The 17,887-nt window shown below is 57.6% G+C and carries 16 protein-coding genes; 4 read left to right on the forward strand and 12 right to left on the reverse strand.

Annotation, left to right across the window (positions count from 1 at the left end; translation table 11 throughout):
• Positions 1–5 precede the first annotated feature (5 nt).
• The 10 genes from CON76_RS07325 to CON76_RS07360 all read right to left on the reverse strand — a co-directional run bounded on the left by CON76_RS07325 (position 6) and on the right by CON76_RS07360 (position 12,123).
• Positions 6–566, reverse strand: a complete 561-nt coding sequence (locus CON76_RS07325) for a dTDP-4-dehydrorhamnose 3,5-epimerase family protein (protein ID WP_101102713.1) — start codon at positions 564–566, stop codon at positions 6–8.
• A gap of 3 nt (positions 567–569) precedes the next feature.
• Complete coding sequence (gene rfbG / locus CON76_RS07330) at positions 570–1,643, reverse strand: CDP-glucose 4,6-dehydratase (protein WP_101102742.1); 1,074 nt, start codon at positions 1,641–1,643, stop codon at positions 570–572.
• A complete protein-coding gene (gene rfbF / locus CON76_RS07335) occupies positions 1,643–2,413 on the reverse strand; it encodes a glucose-1-phosphate cytidylyltransferase (RefSeq protein WP_101102714.1) in 771 nt (256 codons plus the stop codon). Before rfbF ends, rfbG begins: the two co-directional genes overlap by 1 nt.
• 36 nt (positions 2,414–2,449) lie before the next feature.
• Positions 2,450–3,172, reverse strand: coding sequence for a TylF/MycF/NovP-related O-methyltransferase (locus tag CON76_RS07340; RefSeq protein ID WP_101102715.1), 723 nt, complete (start codon positions 3,170–3,172; stop codon positions 2,450–2,452).
• Between the two features lie 24 nt (positions 3,173–3,196).
• On the reverse strand, positions 3,197–4,021 hold the full coding sequence (locus tag CON76_RS12840) for a phytanoyl-CoA dioxygenase family protein (RefSeq protein ID WP_145995371.1): 825 nt from the start codon (positions 4,019–4,021) through the stop codon (positions 3,197–3,199).
• A 65-nt stretch (positions 4,022–4,086) separates the two neighbouring features.
• Complete coding sequence (locus CON76_RS12845; RefSeq protein ID WP_145995372.1) at positions 4,087–4,899, reverse strand: hypothetical protein; 813 nt, start codon at positions 4,897–4,899, stop codon at positions 4,087–4,089.
• Positions 4,900–4,906: 7 nt separating this feature from the next.
• Positions 4,907–8,599, reverse strand: coding sequence for a glycosyltransferase (locus tag CON76_RS07345; RefSeq protein WP_101102716.1), 3,693 nt, complete (start codon positions 8,597–8,599; stop codon positions 4,907–4,909).
• Positions 8,600–8,702: 103 nt separating this feature from the next.
• Positions 8,703–9,545 carry a flagellin N-terminal helical domain-containing protein gene (locus CON76_RS07350; RefSeq protein ID WP_101102717.1) on the reverse strand — a complete coding sequence of 281 codons (843 nt, stop codon included), beginning with the start codon at positions 9,543–9,545 and terminating at the stop codon, positions 8,703–8,705.
• A 157-nt stretch (positions 9,546–9,702) separates the two neighbouring features.
• Positions 9,703–11,160, reverse strand: a complete 1,458-nt coding sequence (gene fliD / locus CON76_RS07355; RefSeq protein WP_101102718.1) for a flagellar filament capping protein FliD — start codon at positions 11,158–11,160, stop codon at positions 9,703–9,705.
• Between the two features lie 117 nt (positions 11,161–11,277).
• Complete coding sequence (locus CON76_RS07360; protein ID WP_101102719.1) at positions 11,278–12,123, reverse strand: flagellin N-terminal helical domain-containing protein; 846 nt, start codon at positions 12,121–12,123, stop codon at positions 11,278–11,280.
• 280 nt (positions 12,124–12,403) lie between these two features.
• Here CON76_RS07360 and CON76_RS07365 point away from each other — a divergent pair, with 280 nt between their 5' ends.
• The 4 genes from CON76_RS07365 to CON76_RS07380 all read left to right on the forward strand — a co-directional run bounded on the left by CON76_RS07365 (position 12,404) and on the right by CON76_RS07380 (position 15,584).
• The gene (locus tag CON76_RS07365) at positions 12,404–13,144 is read left to right on the forward strand and encodes an endonuclease/exonuclease/phosphatase family protein (RefSeq protein ID WP_101102743.1); all 741 of its coding nucleotides are present in this window, start codon (positions 12,404–12,406) and stop codon (positions 13,142–13,144) included.
• Positions 13,145–13,156: 12 nt separating this feature from the next.
• Positions 13,157–14,374, forward strand: coding sequence for a cardiolipin synthase ClsB (gene clsB, locus CON76_RS07370; RefSeq protein WP_101102720.1), 1,218 nt, complete (start codon positions 13,157–13,159; stop codon positions 14,372–14,374).
• Positions 14,375–14,442: 68 nt separating this feature from the next.
• Entirely contained in the window at positions 14,443–15,153 is a 711-nt protein-coding gene (gene folE / locus CON76_RS07375) for a GTP cyclohydrolase I (RefSeq protein WP_101102721.1), read from the forward strand.
• 5 nt (positions 15,154–15,158) lie between these two features.
• Positions 15,159–15,584, forward strand: coding sequence for a BLUF domain-containing protein (locus CON76_RS07380; RefSeq protein ID WP_101102744.1), 426 nt, complete (start codon positions 15,159–15,161; stop codon positions 15,582–15,584).
• Positions 15,585–15,618: 34 nt separating this feature from the next.
• Here CON76_RS07380 and CON76_RS07385 read toward each other — a convergent pair whose 3' ends face one another.
• Positions 15,619–16,371, reverse strand: coding sequence for a HesA/MoeB/ThiF family protein (locus tag CON76_RS07385; protein ID WP_101102722.1), 753 nt, complete (start codon positions 16,369–16,371; stop codon positions 15,619–15,621).
• A gap of 17 nt (positions 16,372–16,388) precedes the next feature.
• Positions 16,389–17,864 (reverse strand): S41 family peptidase, encoded by a 1,476-nt coding sequence (locus CON76_RS07390; RefSeq protein ID WP_101102723.1) that lies wholly within the window; start codon positions 17,862–17,864, stop codon positions 16,389–16,391.
• Positions 17,865–17,887: the final 23 nt, after the last annotated feature.

Here is a 17,887-nt window from a genome sequence, read left to right on the forward strand (position 1 = left end):
TATCCTCACAAACACACGCCGCTGAAGCTGGCATCCAGCATGGGATGGGCCGCGTCGCGTGGTGACAAATCGGCAATCGGCAGTGGCCACGCAATGTCCAAGCGCGGATCGCGCACATTCAAGGCGGCCTCGCAGGTGAGGGTGTAGGGCGCTGAATGCAGGTACAGCAGTTCGGCACCGTCTTCCAAAGCTTGAAACCCGTGGGCACAGCCAGGTGGAATTAAAAACGCCGCGTGGTTGGAGGCCGACAATTCTTGTGCGTGCCATTGCAAAAAAGTCGGTGAGTTGGCGCGCACATCCACCACCACATCCCACACAGCGCCGTGCAGGCAAGTGACCAGTTTAGCTTCTGCCGCAGGCGGGCATTGGTAATGTAAGCCACGCACCATCCCACGCTGTGCGGTGTGGGTGTGGTTGATTTGTGCGATCGGCCAGTGCCAGCCTGCACTGGCCAGCTCCTCGGCACAAAACAGCCGGGCCAAGAAGCCCCGCGTATCGCGCAGTGGTTGGCGCTCAATGGCAACCAGCCCGTGCAGCGGGGTGGAGGAGAGGGTGAATCGGCCCATGTGTTAGGTGTCGGAAGCGAGGTAATGGTCTATGTCGGCCAAACACAAGGCACGCGCATCGGCACCTTGGCACAAGGCACTGTACCACCCTGTGGTGCGTGCAATAGCGGTGGCCAGCGACCAGCGCGGACGCACGCCCAGCACCTGGTGGGCATGTGCTGTTTCCAGGGCTAGCGATTGGGCTTCGTGTGGCCCGTGTTCCGAGGTGCCGTACACCACCTGGGCTTGTGGGTAAGCGATTCGCGCTTGTTCGATGACTTGCCGCACCGTGGCGGCCTCGTGTGGCCATGGGCCAAAATTGTAGGCACCTGCCATTTGTGGTTGTTGCCACAACACTTCAGCCAGCCGCAGGTAAGCCGCCAGTGGTTCCAATACGTGCTGCCAAGGGCGGGTGGCCTGGGGGTGGCGAATGTGCAATGCCCCACCGTGTTCCCAAGCACGTATGGCATCGGGCAACAGCCGGTCTTGTGACCAGTCGCCACCGCCGATCACGTTGCCCGCCCGAGCCGTGGCCACCGCCACACCTTGCGCGGACAGTAAGGCCGAGCGGTAGCTGGCCGTGACCAGTTCGGTCGCGGCTTTGCTGGCGCTGTAAGGATCGTGCCCGCCCAGTGCATCGGTTTCGCGGTACGGGTAGGCCCATTCCTGGTTGCGGTATACCTTGTCGGTGGTTACGACCACCGCCACCCGCACGCTGAGCAGGTCACGCAACGCATCCAGCACATGGACGGTGCCCATGACGTTGGTGTTGAAGGTTTCCAGCGGTTGGGCGTAACTGGGGCGCACCAGTGCTTGGGCCGCCAAGTGCAACACCACCTCGGGTTGCGTCTGCCGCACAATGGCCGCTACCGATGCCGCGTCCCGTATGTCGCACAAGTGGCTGTCTATGTGCTGTTCGGCTTGCACCAGCGTAAACAGTGCTGGCGCAGTGGTAGGTGGCAAAGCGATGCCGGTCACGTGCGCGCCCAGCCGTTGCAACCACAATGCCAGCCAAGCGCCCTTGAAGCCGGTGTGGCCTGTGAGCAGTACGCGCTTGTTGCGCCAAAAATCCGGGTGGGGCAGGGGTGAATGGTTCATCACCACCGCTTCCAGGGGGCTTTGCCGCTGTTCCACAGATCCTCCAGCAGATTTTTTTCTCGCAAGGTATCCATAGGCTGCCAAAAGCCCGAATGCTCGAAAGCGCGCAATTCACCTTGGGCGGCGAGTGTGGCCATGGGTTCCATTTCCCAACTGGTGTGATCACCTTCAATGGTGTGAATCACTTGGGGCGACAACACAAAAAACCCCCCGTTGATCCAACTGCCATCGCCACGCGGTTTCTCGGTAAAGCCGCGCACGGTATCGCCATCGCGCTCCAGCAAACCAAAACGGCCCGGTGGCAGTACCGCCGTGACCGTGGCCTGCTTGCCGTGCTGCTGGTGAAACCGGATGCTGGCACCAATGTCTACGTCGGCCACACCGTCGCCATAGGTAAAGCAAAAAGCTTCATCGCCTTCCAAGTATTTGGCGGCACGCTTCAACCGTCCCCCTGTCATCGTGTCTTCGCCAGTATCGACCAATGTGACACGCCAAGGCTCGGCCTTCTTTTCATGCACTTCCATCCGATTGCTGACCATGTCAAAAGTCACATCCGACATGTGCAAGAAGTAATTGGCAAAATACTCTTTGATTAAATAGCCTTTGTAGCCACAACAAATGACAAAATCATTGATTCCGTGGGCGGAATACATTTTCATGATATGCCACAGAATCGGTTTTCCCCCGATTTCAATCATAGGCTTGGGTTTCAGATGCGTTTCTTCTGAAATGCGGGTGCCCAAACCACCAGCAAGAATAACAGCTTTCATTTTGAAAAGGGGGAGTGGTTTTGAAATATGGTGAAATTATATTTCAAAGTAAGCCAAGCAACTGTCGTATTTGAATCTTTTGATTCTGAAGTTGCCCAATGCTTTGTAGTCTTTCAATGCTTTTGTCTCACCTTGAAAGTTTTGATAATTGTATTCATCCAAAACAACGATAGCCCCTTTGGGCATGTTGGGTATGATGTGTTCCAATGCCGTCAGTGTGGGTTTGTACAGGTCAGTATCCAAGATCAGCATGGCACAAGTGAATGCTGGATTGTCCTCAATGTACTTTGGCACGGTTTCGGTAATATCTCCCTTGACCAGTTCAAAACGCTTGATTTTATTGACGGGACGCAGCACATCAATAGCTTGCAACGATTTTTGAATCACGCTGAACGATGTGTCAGAAAAATTATTGCTGCTGATGTCTTTCGGATCGTTGTTCTCATCAATGCTAGAGAAACCCTCAAAAGTATCAAAACCGATAAATTTTCGGTTGATGGCGTATGGTTCCAGAATTACGGAAAGATGCGCCAGCCAAAGAAAAGAATTGCCTTGGTACACACCGCATTCCACGATATCACCCGGAATTTCCTGCACCATCTTGTACAGTTCGTATCTGGAGATCAGCGATTGAACGGTGATTCGGTTACTGAACAACATAGGAGAGCTTGTCAGCAAATGGGCAGGACTCTCTTGTTTGATTTCTTCAATCAAACTGTAGTATTTCTGTTCTTCGGCAGTAATGTTTCTTTTTGTCATGTTGTTTTTTGATAAGTTTAAGGGTTATTTGACTTCAAACATGTACTTTTTGTAGTTACCTGTGGCTCTCGAATCCAAATTAACCGGAGGGTGATACTCTGAAGATGCAACAGGATCTACACGGTAATCAACGCTAAACCGAATTTTGTTGGTGGTATTCTTGCCCGATCCGTGCAAATGGTGTCCAGAAAATACGAACTCAGTGCCAACCGGAAGCAAAATGTAGTAGTTCTTCTCATCCGGTAACGCTTCGGTAGGAACAGGGTGGGGTCGATTTTCTTCGCCAATATTCTGTTCTGCTAAAATCCTGTATCTGGTATCCCATTCATCCAGATCAAAAATCTCTGAATTGTTACCAATAGGTTTGTGGAAATATTCTGGTGTAATATAAAAAGTCGATTGTGGCGTCACATTGGCTACGGGCATCCAGTGGTTGATCTGTTCTTGTCCTCCTCCGTACCACGTGTCTCGGTGAGCTTTGTAGTTGTACGAAATACCACTGGACAAAAAATCAGAGTTCGGAACAATTCTGAGCCGTGGCACGTCATAGAGCAAACCGGTTGAATTGGTTTGTGAGTATCGTTTTTTGATCAACTCAACCAAAATCTCACGTGTCAAACTGTCGTTGGTAAACCTGGATTTGGCTTGTTTAGCTTTATGTACAAATTGTTGCACATCAGGAAAGTCTTCTGCGGAAATTGAATCAATCTGATTCTCGAAAATATCTTCAACGATATTTTTGGCGTGCTCTACCAATGCCATGCTTTCCGGAATACCCACAGCGATGGTCAATGAACCATCGTAAATATCCTGAATCTTCAGGAATTCTGTACAAGTCAGGCTTTGCATCGTCTGTGTCCTTTGTGGTGAAGGTGCGGATTGAAGAAGAAAAAACTAAAAAACAAAATAAAATTTTAGTAGCTGGCCCAGTAGTCCTGCTGATCAGTGGTGACGCAATGTATATTGCCCACCATATTATCTTCAATGTAAATATTTTCTTCGCTCAAGTATTTCATGAGTAAGTAACTTCCCATTCTTTCATTGCAGAATGAAAGAGCACGCCTTTGGTATTGACTTAAATCGGCTGGATGGTTGGTTTTGATGAAGTTTATGCAAATATCTTCAAGTTTAGACATTACTTTTAGAAAGATAAATGCAGGCAGCGTTCCGAATTCCGAGCCCCCGGGGATCAAAACATCGCAATTTAAAAAGTTGAAAGAATCTGTTGGAGATAAAATTCCAAGATCCAAAGCTATTGCAGTGTATTTCAGTAAATCAGCAGGACGATGAACGTTGCAATACTGCCAGTATAAATTGCCTATGTTGACAGGCCGTGATATTAAAATGTCTGGCAACGAAACACCATCAAATGGATCGGGTTTGGTGTTGCTGGTATTTTTAATGACCTTCATGCCAGGGTAGTTGGATGAAGGTTCACCTAGGCAATTGGGATGCAGAAATTTTCTGTATTGAAATATGGTGATTGAGTCTTCGTGAACCGAGATGTCTAACTTCTTATTTAGGAACAGCTCCAGAATTGCAAATGTTCCTGCGGAACCAGATAAGAATGGGTAGAAGAACTCAATCTCATGCGATGCGTCCAGCAATCGGTATTGTTTGAGATCTTGATCGCAATCCACCTGATTGTGGCCTGTCCAGATAATGGTGGTATTCTCTGGAAGTTTGTAGGTAATCTCTTTGTGGGCAATGCAAAAAATATGGTTCATGATTTACTTATTCAAAAATTTTTCGATGCCATTCATGGGCATTCTTAGATATGTAGAAATTATCTTCGACCCATTCGTGGAGTTGTTTGCCTTTTTGTACCCTTAATTCGCGATTGTTTATTAAGGCTTCAATATTTTCCAGCCACTCTTTCGAGTTGTTCTTGCACTTGTACACAGGCGGGTTCGCAACGCGAAACGGATACACGTCCGAGCACACCACAGGCCATCCCATCGCACCATATTCAAGCAAGCGTAGGTTGCTCTTGCACTCATTAAATTGGTTATCTTCCAATGGTGCGATAGCAATATCGAGATCAAGAGATGACAGCTTCTTGGGGTATTGCCTGTAAGAAACAAATGGATGAAATTCTTTGATGTAAGGACGCAAATCGTCTGGACACATGCCCATGAAGATCCAATCCACCTTGTCACTTAAAGTTGCGACCACATCGGTCATCATTTGCAAATCGCCCAGATGCTGTGCAGCACCCGCCCAACCTACGCGCAGCCGTTGCCTTTCTGGAGGAGGGCCATGGTAAAAAATGCCCCAATCTTCTTCATCTAGGCAGTTGGGCATGACGTGTACGTCGTCGCAGTATTTTTGGTAAAAATCTGCCAGAGGTTGCGTTGAGGTAATCAGCCGATTGCTTAGACTTAACGCTTCGCGCATACGTGTATCGCCTTCGCGCTGGTGAATGTTGTAGTTTGGATGGTGTTTGGACAGATTCCGCAACAAATCGTCCACCATTTGAACAATGAACAGTTCTGGGCACACCAGACGGTATTCACGCAACAATTTGAATTGCAAATCGGCAATACTGTGCTGAACTATCAAGCGGTCTGGATTGGCACGTGCCAATTCGATGGCTGTGGGTGTACGCACGTTGCGGTTGACCATGGGTAGCACCACGCAGGTCTTGGCCAATCCTGCATTTTGTACCGCATGCAGCGGTTCAACCACACGGTATTGGCCTGAGCCACTGGAAATGGGCAGTGCCAGCACGGTAGGGCGGTCTTTGCGCGAGCGGTGCCAATCGATCACGATATCGGTTTCAATGTCGTAAGCGCGCACCAGCGACAAATGGCGGTTATAACAACCATCACGCGCTAAAGTAGAGCCCCAGCGACGCAAGAGGTGTTCTTTTTCAGTGATGGCTTGGCCTTGCAGGTACAACGATTTTTCTGGATCGTAGGCCAAGAAAGCCACCGTTTTGCTGCCTTGGTGCAAGACATTGCTGATGGGAGTCCACACATGCCGGTAACCCTCATAACCAGCGCGCAGGCAATAATCCAGCACGGTGTAGTACAGCGAAAACTCGGTGGTGTTGAAGCCGTTGAGGCTTTGCCACAGGCTGCGGCGTGTCAGAAAACAATGGCCCGCCACGGTGGTCACGTCTTGCGCGGTTTGCAGGCGTGAGTACACCCCTTGTTCTTCCAGCAGGCCGCGTTCACCCAGATAGGGAGCTGTGCTGTTGAGCAACCCAGCAATCATTGGCCCGCCCACCAGACGAGGATCTTTTTGCACTTGCAACGTCAGGCGTGGTGCCACACAGCCAATGTCGCTTTGCTCCATATAAGCGCACAGGGTTTGCAGCCAGTAACTGTGCAGGGCTTCGGTGTCGTCATCGGCAAATAGCAGCAAATTGCCTGTAGCCACGGCGGCACCTGCGTTCAGTGCGGCGGCGTGGTTGTAGTGACCGTCGGGCGTTTGCACCACGCGAATGGGCACCGACAGCTGTGCAATGTCGGGCTCTGCAATGGCCTCACAGGTGGTCGCGTATTGGGTCTCTTGTGTTACCAAAACCACTTCGGTCAATTGTGGGTCTTTGAACGCTTCCAGCGAGCGCAACAAACATTGCAAGTACCCCAACTGGTGTCCGGTTGGGATAATGACAGATACGCGGTGTGGTGTTTTTGGGTGGTATTCCACCAAGCGAGTGCCCCAGGTTTGGCCGGGTTGCACGCTGGCGTGCAGTTGTTGCTGTTGCAAAAATGCCTGCAACTGCGCCATTTCGTCGGCTTCTGTATGCGCCGCTGCTTGGCCTGTACTGTGTGCCAGTACCGTGTCGATGTGTGCTACAGCGGCTTTGCCATGCTGGGCCAGCAGTTGCATGGCCAACCCATAGCTGTTGCCCATGTGGCCGGGGTTGGATTGCTGAAACCAAACGCTGCTGCGTACGGCAATGGCCGAACCCAGGTAATTAAAGGCGCGCAGCCATTCAATGTTGGCATCGGGCTTGAAGTGTGGCACGGGGCCGTTGTTGTCGGGGCCAGGCTGATCGTCGTCGCAGTACACCAGTTGAATGGAAGCATCGCGCGCGCTCAGTGCAAATTCCACCAATGCATGGGGCTCCAGTGTGGTGCCTGCTTCCAGCAACAGTGTCCACGGGGCGGGGCTGGCCACCATGGCCAGTGGGGTTGTTGCATCGTGTTGTATCCACCGCAAATGTCCGCCCAGTTCTTCTTCATTGACCGGACAGGAAACGGGTGCAATCACTGTAATGTGAGTAGGTTTCCAGAAGTTGTGTTCTAGGCTGTCCAGGCTGGAGGCTATCGCCTCCATGTCGGTGTGGGTGGCGTAGAGCAGAACCTCAAAGGTTGGCAGCGTGCCCGAAGCCACATGCTCTGCGTAGATGTCGGCATCAATTTCGCGCAATGAGCTGCGTTTGCGCCAGATTTGGTATTGTTCTTGTAAGTGGCGGTATTTGGTGGCATCGGCCCAGCGGGCACGTTCTTTCTTCTCGATAGCCCATTCTTCAAGAGGTTCCAGCACCGCACCTGGCCACGCTTGTGCCAGTGTCAAGGTTTGGGCCACAGTGTTAGCACGTTCCGCAAAATGCCGCACATCGGCCTCGGAATGAACCACCATTTGTTGGTAACGTGCGGCAAAGTCGTCCAGTTCAGTGCGCAGCGTAGCGGTTTGCGCGTCCGTCAGTGTGTCTTGGTTCCAAACGGTGCCTTGGGTGTCCCAGTAACCCTGTGGCGCTGTGATCAGCGAGCGGTCATTGGACACGTAAATGACAGGGCAACCGCACAACCGTGCTTCGGTCACAATGGTGCCGGTTTCGTAGGCGTACAGGCAAGGCGCTTGCCGCAGCAAGGTGGCTCTTTCAATTTCTGACAGTTTTCCCGCAATGACGGGTGAAATGTCTGTGGCGTGTGCGTGCTCAGGCCGTGGGGTGCAATCGTAGGTGTGCAGCAATTCGGCATACAGCAATGCGTTGCCGTTGCGTGGTGAGCTGGGGTCGGTATAAAACAGCTCTGGGTTGGCCGATGGCAGGCGCAGCGTGACCGTCTCTGACGCGACTGTGGGCGTGCTGGGTGGCAACAACCGGGCTTCCCCCTGCATTTGTTCCACGCCGTCAATAAAAAAGCCTTCTGACACGTATTCCACGAGCAAGCCAGCGTGTGTTGTTCCGGTTCCTGCATTGCCCAGCCTGACCGTGACCGGAATACGTCCTGCGCGGTAGTGTGCAGCTTGTATCTGAGGGGTCAGTTGCGGGGTCCACAAACCACCGTGGGTTTGAACGGTACCTGACACGTAAGCCTCGTAACCCAGCTGGTTGAGCGTATCGCACAGCCTATGCAGGCGTGCTGCCATTGCATTGTTGTCACCAAACGACGCGGTTTGAATATAGAAAGGAGCAGCTAAGGTGCGACCACGACGATCTGCTGTGGGGTGTGACGAGGCTGATTGCATGTGAAAAAAGTGTAGAAGCAACGGCCCTGAACAATCTAAGGCAGAGCCCAACCTTATCACAAACCCACGGGTACACGGCCCCGTGGGATGGTGAAAACAAGACTCAGTTCAACAGCTTCATGACACCTTGCGGCACTTGGTTGGCCTGCGCGATCATGGCGGTGGAGGCCTGTTGCAGGATTTGGGCGCGGCTGAGGTTGGCCGATTCGGCGGCAAAGTCGGCATCGACAATGCGACCACGGGCGGCACTTTGACTTTCGATGGAGGTTTGCAGGTTGGAGATAGTGTTGTCAAAACGACTTTGAATGGCACCGATGCTGGCACGGCGGTCGTTGACCAAGGCCAAAGCAGCATCAAGAGCCGCCAGTGTGCCTGTGTTGGCATTGCCCGCCGAGGTTGCTGCAACCAATGCACCTGCGCTGGCAGATGCTACACCAGACAAAGCACTGACGTTGGTGTCGGCAGACGAAATAGTAATGAATTGATCTGCGGTGCCATTGGCGCCCACTTGGAAACCGACACCGCCACCTGTCAATACCGCTTGCCCATTAAACAAGGTGGCAGACATGGTGCGTGCCACTTCAGCCGCCAACTGACCATATTCTTTGTTCAGGGCAGAAACGTCGGTTGAACTCAGGGTAGAGTTGCCGGCCTGTACCGTCAATTCGCGCATGCGTTGCAGCATGTTGCCGATGTTGCCCAATGCTCCTTCAGCGGTTTGGGTAAAAGAAATACCGTCGTTGGCGTTGCGGATGGCCACCGTCATGCCGCGCGATTGGGTGTCCATGCGGTCGGCAATGGCCAGACCTGCTGCATCGTCTTTGGCAGTGTTGACGCGCAGACCCGAAGACAAGCGGGCCATAGCGGTGCCCAGCGCAGCTTGCGAGTTGGCCGCTTGGCGCTGTGCGTTGATCGACATGACGTTGGTGTTGATGCCCATGGCCATAGTAAAGCTCCTTGAAACAGAAAAAAACAGATGCCTGCCACACTTTCAAGACGCCTCTGCTGTGTGCCTGAGAGTGACTGGATGTGTTGGCATTGTTGTCTGGCTGCACCAAAGACAAAGCCCCGATAAACGGGGCTTTGAGGGGGTAAATTTGGGATCAGTTGTTGGAGTTGTTGTTGTTCCACGCCGAGATTTGTTGTGTAACGTAATTGCTCATGGAGTTGAGACTGGAGATTTTGGTGTCCAGTGCGCTGTACATCTTGTAGAGACGGTCTTCTGTCTTGTTGATGCGTGTTTGCATTCTGTCCATGTCGTTCTGGTTGCGGCTAACAGCTTGTTGCAAGGCGTTGTTGCGTCCTGACAACAAACCTTCCACACCGTTGGCACCAAAAGCATAGTCGTAAAAACGACGTGCCATGCCAGTATCGGTGTTGGTGGTACCCGCCGCCGAGAAGAAGGTTTTCAAATCTTCTGGTTTGGTCAGCGCCGATGTCAATTTTGTGGCGTTGGTGGTCAGGGTGCCATCACGTTGCAGTTCCAGCCCTACGTCGCTCAAGCGGCCAAAGGTGGTGCCTGCTGGGCCAGTGCTGCCCACCATGGTTTTGAGGGTATTGAGCAAACCTGTGGCCGTGCCATCACCTTGCAACGCACCGGCGGTTTTGGTGTCGGCATCGTATTTGGTGAGTGTGGATAAGTTGCTGACAATGGCGTTGTAAGCCTTGACGAAAGCCTCCACCGCCTCTTTGGCAGGTTTGGTGTCGTTGCCAACGGTAATGGTGGCGGGTGTGGCCCCAGTGGTTTGTTGCAGGTTAAGGGTCAAGCCCGGTACCGCATCTTTGAGTGTGTTGGAGGCCGAGGTAACTGCCACACCTTCAATAGTGGCCTGTGCATCTAGTCCTTCTTGCGAGCGTTGCATGCCATAACCGGCGGCTGTGCCAGTGTAGGCCAACGCCCCAATGCCGGTGTTGGTGGTAATGGGCGTACTTTGGTCAGCACCTTCAAAGGCCTCAATTTTGAAGGCCATGTTGGCACCAGTGTTGTTACTGCGCATGACCAGTTGGTCGTTGCCTCCCACGCTGATGACGGTCGCAGTTACCCCTGCGCCTGCAGTGTTGATTTTGCCTGCGATGGTACTGAGGTTGTCGGTATTGTCGATGTTGACAGTAACCGGAGACCCGGACGCGTTAAAAGTGCTGGCATCAGCCCATGCACCCAAAGAAATTTGCAGATTGCCCGAGGTGCCGCCAACAGCACCGCCAGCAGGGATAGGGCTGGAAAAATTGCTGCGTACTGATTGAGCTTGTGCCAGCTGCGACACCGATACGTTAAAAGAACCGACCACAGCCGATTCTGCCGCAGAACCTGAAACGGCGGTTTCGCTGCTTGATTTGAAAGAGCGGGCATTCCAACTGGACAAGCCCATCAATTTTTGTGAGGCATCCTGTACCGCCGACAGCTGCGATTTGATGGTGCCCCAGGTGGAAATCTGGCTGCTGAGTTTGCTGCCTTTGCTTTGCAACTGCGTCAGGGGCTTGCTTTCCAGCTGCACCAGTTGCGAAACAATGCTTTTGACATCCAGACCGCTGCCAATACCTGTGGAAGAAATGCCGGCCATGATGGACTCCTGTAGCTAAAAATAAGAATGTAGTGTGGGGCTAAGTATGCCACGGCTATAAAAAAACCGGCTCTGGAAAAAGACCAGAGCCGGTTGCAGAGAGGAAGCTCTGGCGAATTAACGCAGCAGAGACATCACGCCTTGCGACAACTGGTTGGCTTGTGCAATCATGGCGGTGGAGGCTTGTTGCAGAATTTGCGACTTGCTCAAGTTGGCAGATTCCGCAGCAAAATCGGCATCCACAATGCGGCCACGGGCAGCACTTTGGCTTTCCACCGAGGTTTGCAGGTTGGAAATGGTGTTATCGAAACGGCTTTGAATCGCCCCCAAGCTGGCCCGACGTTCGTTCACCAGTGCCAGTGCCGAGTCAATGGCAGACAGCGTGGCGGTGTTGGCGTTGCCAGCAGAAGTTGCTGCGACCAGCGCACCAGCCGTGGCAGAAGCCACAGCAGTGACACCAGCGCCGTTGATGTCACCCGAACCAATGGTAATGAATTGGTCGGCGGTGCCGTTGGCACCCACTTGGAAACCCACACCAGCGGTGCTGTTTAACACGGATTGACCGTTGAACTGTGTGGCCGACACGGTGCGGCTGATTTCGGCAGCCAGTTGGCCGTACTCTTTGTTCAGCGCGCTGATGTCGGTGGCGCTCAGGGTCGAGTTACCGGCTTGCACGGTCAACTCGCGCATGCGTTGCAGCATGTTGCCGATGTTGCCCAATGCGCCCTCAGCGGTTTGGGTCAAGGAAATACCATCGTTGGCATTGCGGATAGCCACGGACATGCCACGCGATTGGGAGTCCATGCGGTCGGCAATGGCCAAGCCAGCGGAATCGTCCTTGGCGCTGTTGACGCGCAGGCCAGACGACAAACGGGCCATGGAAGTGCCCAACGACTCTTGGGCTTTGGCAGCCATGCGCTGTGCGTTGATGGATTGAACGTTGGTGTTGATACCCATAGCCATGATGATTACTCCTCGTGTGGAACAGTACCGGCCTGATGCCGGTGTCAAGTCCAGCCCTGTGCTGGGTTTGACCACGTAGCCCTGACACGGGCTCGTTACTGGTTCTTTCGGTAGACCGATGGGCAAACTTTAGGGGGTAAAGGCCGAAAAATCAATGAATTTCTGCAATTTCTCGGGCTTTGTCGATCCGTCTTTTCAATGTAGAGGGGGTTGGGCCTGCTGTTGGGTGCGTGGTGGCCTGCACGTGGGTGGTGTCGGTTTTGCTGGCATCATCTGTGCCATGAGTCACGCCCACACCGTTCGCATTGCCACGTACAACATCCACAAGGGGGTGCAGGGCCTGGGGCCGGTGCAGCGGCTGGAGATCCACAACCTGCTGCAGGCGGTGGCCGGGTTGCAGGCCGATGTGGTGTGCCTGCAGGAGGTGCGCCGCTTCCACCACAAGCTGCAGCAGCGGTTTGCGCACTGGCCCGATGTGGAGCAGGCGGCCTACCTGGCGCCACCGGGTTACGAGGCGGTGTACCGCACCAACGCCGTGACGCGCCACGGCGAGCACGGCAACGCGCTGCTGTCGCGCTGGCCGGTGCTGGGGGTGGGGCACGAGGACGTGTCGGACCACCGGCTGGAGCAGCGCGGCCTGCTGCATGTGCGCCTGCAGTTGCAGGGCCTGCCGGTGCACGTGGTGGTGGTGCATCTGGGCTTGTTCCACGCCAGCCGCGAGCGCCAGGTGCAGCGCTTGGGGCAGTTTGTGGCGCGCGAGGTGCCGCCCGATGCGCCGCTGGTGGTGGCGGGCGACTTCAACGACTGGGGCGTGCGGCTGCACCGCCCGATGGCCGCGCTGGGCCTGCACACGCTGGAGGCGGCGCGGCTGGCCACCTACCCGTCGCGCCTGCCGCTGCTGCAGCTGGACCGCATCTACACGCGCGGGCTGCGGCTGGTGTCGGCGCAGGTGCCGCGGGGGCGCGACTGGGCGCGCATGTCCGACCACCTGCCGCTGGTGGCGGAGCTGGCGTTCGGTTGAGCGGGCGCTGAGATGGCGAGGGCGGTGTTGCGGCCGGGGCACCGGTTGCGCCTGTTGCAGGGCGGGGCGGCGCTGTTTCCGGCACTGGTGCAGGCGATCGAACGGGCGCGGCGCACGGTGTACCTGGAAACCTACATTCTGGATTGTGCCGATGCGGTGCTGCCGGTGCTGCTGGCGCTGGAGCGCGCGGCGCGCCGGGGCGTGGCGGTGCGCTTGCTGGCCGACGGCGTGGGCACGCCGCACTGGCCACGCCCGTGGTGGGAGCGGCTGACGCGGGCCGGGGTGGCGTGTGCCGTCTATGCGCCGCTGGGCCGGGTGGGGTTGCTGATTCCGAGCCGTTGGCGTCGCCTGCACCGCAAGCTGTGCGTGGTGGACGGGGCGGTGGGGTTCTGTGGCGGCATCAACCTGATTGACGACCGCAACGACGTGGCGCTGGGGCGGCTGGCGTGGCCCCGGCTGGATTTTGCGCTGCAGGTGAGCGGCCCGCTGGTGGCCGAGATGCAGGAAGCGATGGAGCGCGTGTGGTGGCGGGTTCAGGCGGTGCAGCGGGTGCGCCAGCGCGCGTTGCGTGCGGCGTGGCAGGCTTGGCGCTCAGGCTGGCCAGACGACGACCGCACCACGTGGGGTACGCCGGGCCTGCGCCGGCGGGTGCCCCATGCCCGCGCCGCCTTGCTGCTGCGCGACAACGTGCGCCACCGGCACGACATCGAGCGAGCCTACCTCAAGGCGCTGGCCACGGCGCGGCACGAGGTGCTGCTGGCGCACGCCTACTTCATTCCGGGGCGGCGCTTGCGCCAGGCGCTGGTGCGCGCGGCGCAGCGCGGAGTGCGGGTGCGGGTGCTGCTGCAGGGGCGCTACGAGCACTTTCTGCAATACCACGCGGCGCGCCCGGTACACCATTACCTGTTGCAGCGCGGCGTGGAGCTGTACGAGTACACCCCCAGCGCGCTGCACGCCAAGGTGGCGGTGGTGGACGGGCGCTGGGCCACAGTCGGGTCGAGCAACCTGGACCCGCTGAGCCTGCTGCTGGCGCGCGAGGCCAACATCGTCACCACCGACCGCGCGCTGGCGCTCCAGCTGCAGCGCCACCTGCGCCACCTGCTGCACACGGCGGCGCGCGCCCTGAGCGTGCAGGCGCTGCGCCAGCGGCCCTGGCACCAGCGCGCGCTGGACTGGCTGGCCTTTGGCACCATGCGCGCCGTGCTGTGGCTGAGCGGACACCGCTACTGAAATTGTGGTCTTGTTGCCGGTGTTAGCATGTGGGCATGTCAACGACTGAACCCACCTCCGTACCTGCCATGCCTGCCACCACTGTGACCGCCCGTGATGAAGGCACCCCTGTGTCCGTCAAAATCCGCGAACGCTTGCAGGCGGCCCGGCAGCGTTTCCATTCCAACGACAACATCGCCGACTTCATCCGCCCCGGTGAGCTCGATGCCCTGCTGGACGAAGTGACCGGCAAGATGCAGGGCGTGCTCGACAGCATGGTGATCGACACCGAGAACGACCACAACACCGGCAACACCGCGCGCCGTGTGGCCAAGATGTACCTGAAAGAGGTGTTTGCGGGCCGCTACGTCAAGGCCCCGGCCATCACCGAATTCCCCAACGCCGAGCACCTGAACGAGCTGATGATCGTGGGCCCGATCACGGTGCGCAGCGCCTGCAGCCACCACCTGTGCCCGGTGATTGGCCAGGTCTGGATTGGCGTGATGCCCAACGAGCACACCAACGTGATCGGCCTGAGCAAGTACGCGCGCCTGGCCGAGTGGATCATGGGCCGCCCGCAGATCCAGGAAGAGGCGGTGGTGCAGCTGGCCGACCTGATCCAGGAAAAGACGCAGCCCGATGGCCTGGCGATCGTGATGGAGGCCAGCCACTTCTGCATGGGCTGGCGCGGCGTCAAGGACATGGACAGCAAGATGATCAATTCCGTGATGCGCGGCGTGTTCCTGAAGGACACCAACCTGCGCCGCGAGTTCCTGTCCCTCATTCCCCGGAAAGGTTGAACACCATGTTGGTTCGTTTGTTGTACGTGAGCCGCGCCATTGCCCCCGAGAACCAGGAGGCGGTACACGCCATTCTGGCGTCGGCGCGCCAGCACAATCTGCAAAACGGCATCACCGGCATCCTGTGCTACGGTGGTGGCGTGTTTGTGCAGGCGATCGAGGGCGGGCGCTCGGCGGTGAACCGGCTCTACACCCAGATCATCGAAGACCCGCGTCACCAGGACGTGGAGCTGCTGCACTACGAGGAAATCACCGAACGCCGTTTTGGCGGCTGGACCATGGGCCAGGTCAACCTGAGCAAGCTCAACACCTCGATCGTGCTGAAGTATTCGGAAAAGCCGGAGTTCGACCCCTACAGCGTGTCGGGCAAGGTGTCGCTGGCGCTGCTGGAGGAGCTGATGGCCACCGCCAGCATCATTGGCCGGGCTTGACGCCGCGCGCGTGCGGTGCCGGGCTTGAGCGGCCTCAGGCCGGTGCGCCGCACATCGGGCAGTCCGGGTCGCGCTGCAGCCGCAGCTGCCGCGTGGCCAGTGTGCGCGCATCGAAAGTGAGCAGCTGGCCCACCAGCGGGCTGCCCAGACCAGACAGCAGCTTGAGCGCCTCCGCGGCCTGCAAGCTGCCGATGGTGCCCACCAACGGCGCGAACACGCCCAAGGTGGCGCAGCGCGTTTCCTCGGGCGCGTCGTCGGGCGCAAAGATGCAGGCGTAGCAGGGGCTATCGCTCTGGCGGCTGTCGTACACCGCCAGCTGGCCCGACCAGCGGATGGCCGCGCCCGACACGAGCGGCACGCGGTGTTGTACGCACGCCCGGTTGAGCAGCTGGCGCGTGGCGAAGTTGTCGGTGCAGTCCAGCACCACGTCGGCGCGGGGCAGCAGCGCGTCCAGCAAGGCGGCGTCGGCGCGTTGCACCAGGGCGTCGATGCGCACGTCGGGATTGATGGCGTGCATGGCTACGCGGGCCGATTCGGCCTTGGGCTGGCTCACGCGCGCCAGGGTGTGCGCAATCTGGCGTTGCAGGTTGGTGGCGTCCACGTGGTCGTGGTCGATCAGCGTGATGTGGCCCACGCCCGCGCTGGCCAGGTACAGCGCCACCGGCGAGCCCAGTCCTCCCGCGCCCACCACCACGGCGTGCGCGGCCAGCAGGCACTCCTGGCCCTCGATGCCCAGCTCGTCCAGCAGGATGTGGCGCGAGTAGCGCAGCAGCTCGTCGTCGGTCATGGCGCTCGGGGCAGCGGTCAGTCGTTGTCGGCTTCGGCCAGCGGGCGTTCGCTGGCCGATTTGCTGGCGCGCACCGGCTGGCCCTTGAGCTGGTTGAGGGCCTGTTGCAGCTGGAAGTCCTGCGCCGAGCCCAGCTCGGGCACCAGGCGCTTGCCGGGGTTTTTCTTGGCTTCCTCTTCCAGGCGCAGGCGGGCCTGTTCGCGTTCCTGCTCGCGCTGGGCTTCGGCGGCCTTGTCGGCGGCGCTGGGGCCGGCTTGCGCGCCGTTGCCGTTGCCCAGGTGCTTGTCGAGGTCGGCCTCGCGCGGGCGCAGCTGGGCAAACACGTCGCCGTTCTCGGTCTCGTCCAGCCACACGTCCGGCACGATGCCCTTGGCCTGGATGGAGCGCCCCAGCGGCGTGTAGTAGCGTGCGGTGGTGAGCTTGATGCCGGTGTCCGGCCCCAGGGCGCGCACGGTCTGTACCGAGCCCTTGCCAAAGGTCTGGCTGCCCATGATGGTGGCGCGCTTGTGGTCCTGCAGCGCGCCAGCCACGATCTCGCTGGCCGAGGCCGAGCCTTCGTTGACCAGCACCACCAGCGGCACGCGCTTGAACTTGCCTTGCGTGGCGCGGGTCATCTGGGCAATCGGGTCGTTGCCGCTGCGCCGGGCGTAGAAGGCGGGCGCGGCCTTGTAGGTGAACTTGCTTTCTTCCAGCTGGCCGTTGGTGCTGACGACGGTCACGTCCTCGGGCAGGAAGGCGGCGGACAGGGCCACGGCGGCATCGAGCAGACCGCCCGGGTCGTTGCGCAAGTCCAGCACCAGGCCCTTCATGTCGGGCTGTTCTTGGTGCAATTCTTCGAGCTTGCGCGCAAAGTCTTCCACCGTGCGATCCTGGAACTGCGACACGCGCAGCCAGGCGTAGCCGGGTTCCACCACCTTGCCCTTGACGCTCTGGGTCTTGATCTCCTGGCGCGTGATGGTGACGGGGAAGGTGCGGTTCTCGTCCTTGCGGAAGATGGTCAGGCGCACTTTGGTGTTGGGTTGACCGCGCATGCGTTTGACGGCATCGTTGATGGTCAGGCCCTTGACGGCGGTGTCGTCGATCTTGGTGATGAGGTCGTTGGTCTTGAGCCCGGCGCGGTCGGCGGGCGAGCCCTCAATCGGCGAGACGACCTTGACCAGGCCGTCTTCCATCGTGATCTCGATGCCGACGCCGACAAAGCGGCCGCTGGTGCCCTCGCGGAATTCCTTGAAGCTCTTCTTGTCGAAGTACTGCGAGTGCGGATCCAGGCTGGCCACCATGCCCGAGATCGCGTCCGAGATGAGCTTGCGCTCGTCCACCGGCTCGACGTAGTCGCTCTTGACCATGTCGAACACGGCGGCAAGCTGCTGCAACTCCTCCAGCGGCAGCGGTGCCATGGAGCCGCGCGCCACGGCCTGCAGCTGCACGGTGGTCAAGGCCCCGGCCAGGGCACCCACGGCGACCCAGCCTGCGATTTTCAGTTTCTGTCCCATCTGTCCTGCCCTTTTCAAGCGGT

It is taken from the genome of Macromonas bipunctata, from assembly GCF_002837135.1.
In the GTDB taxonomy this organism is placed as follows: domain Bacteria; phylum Pseudomonadota; class Gammaproteobacteria; order Burkholderiales; family Burkholderiaceae_C; genus Macromonas_A; species Macromonas_A bipunctata.

Coding starts and splice junctions, on each gene's coding strand:
- CON76_RS07325 (WP_101102713.1), bottom strand. CDS start 566: ATGGGCCGATTCACCCTCTCCTCCACCCCGCTGCACGGGCTGGTTGCC.
- rfbG (WP_101102742.1), bottom strand. CDS start 1,643: ATGAACCATTCACCCCTGCCCCACCCGGATTTTTGGCGCAACAAGCGC.
- rfbF (WP_101102714.1), bottom strand. CDS start 2,413: ATGAAAGCTGTTATTCTTGCTGGTGGTTTGGGCACCCGCATTTCAGAA.
- CON76_RS07340 (WP_101102715.1), bottom strand. CDS start 3,172: ATGACAAAAAGAAACATTACTGCCGAAGAACAGAAATACTACAGTTTG.
- CON76_RS12840 (WP_145995371.1), bottom strand. CDS start 4,021: ATGCAAAGCCTGACTTGTACAGAATTCCTGAAGATTCAGGATATTTAC.
- CON76_RS12845 (WP_145995372.1), bottom strand. CDS start 4,899: ATGAACCATATTTTTTGCATTGCCCACAAAGAGATTACCTACAAACTT.
- CON76_RS07345 (WP_101102716.1), bottom strand. CDS start 8,599: ATGCAATCAGCCTCGTCACACCCCACAGCAGATCGTCGTGGTCGCACC.
- CON76_RS07350 (WP_101102717.1), bottom strand. CDS start 9,545: ATGGCCATGGGCATCAACACCAACGTCATGTCGATCAACGCACAGCGC.
- fliD (WP_101102718.1), bottom strand. CDS start 11,160: ATGGCCGGCATTTCTTCCACAGGTATTGGCAGCGGTCTGGATGTCAAA.
- CON76_RS07360 (WP_101102719.1), bottom strand. CDS start 12,123: ATGGCTATGGGTATCAACACCAACGTTCAATCCATCAACGCACAGCGC.
- CON76_RS07365 (WP_101102743.1), top strand. CDS start 12,404: ATGAGTCACGCCCACACCGTTCGCATTGCCACGTACAACATCCACAAG.
- clsB (WP_101102720.1), top strand. CDS start 13,157: ATGGCGAGGGCGGTGTTGCGGCCGGGGCACCGGTTGCGCCTGTTGCAG.
- folE (WP_101102721.1), top strand. CDS start 14,443: ATGCCTGCCACCACTGTGACCGCCCGTGATGAAGGCACCCCTGTGTCC.
- CON76_RS07380 (WP_101102744.1), top strand. CDS start 15,159: ATGTTGGTTCGTTTGTTGTACGTGAGCCGCGCCATTGCCCCCGAGAAC.
- CON76_RS07385 (WP_101102722.1), bottom strand. CDS start 16,371: ATGACCGACGACGAGCTGCTGCGCTACTCGCGCCACATCCTGCTGGAC.
- CON76_RS07390 (WP_101102723.1), bottom strand. CDS start 17,864: ATGGGACAGAAACTGAAAATCGCAGGCTGGGTCGCCGTGGGTGCCCTG.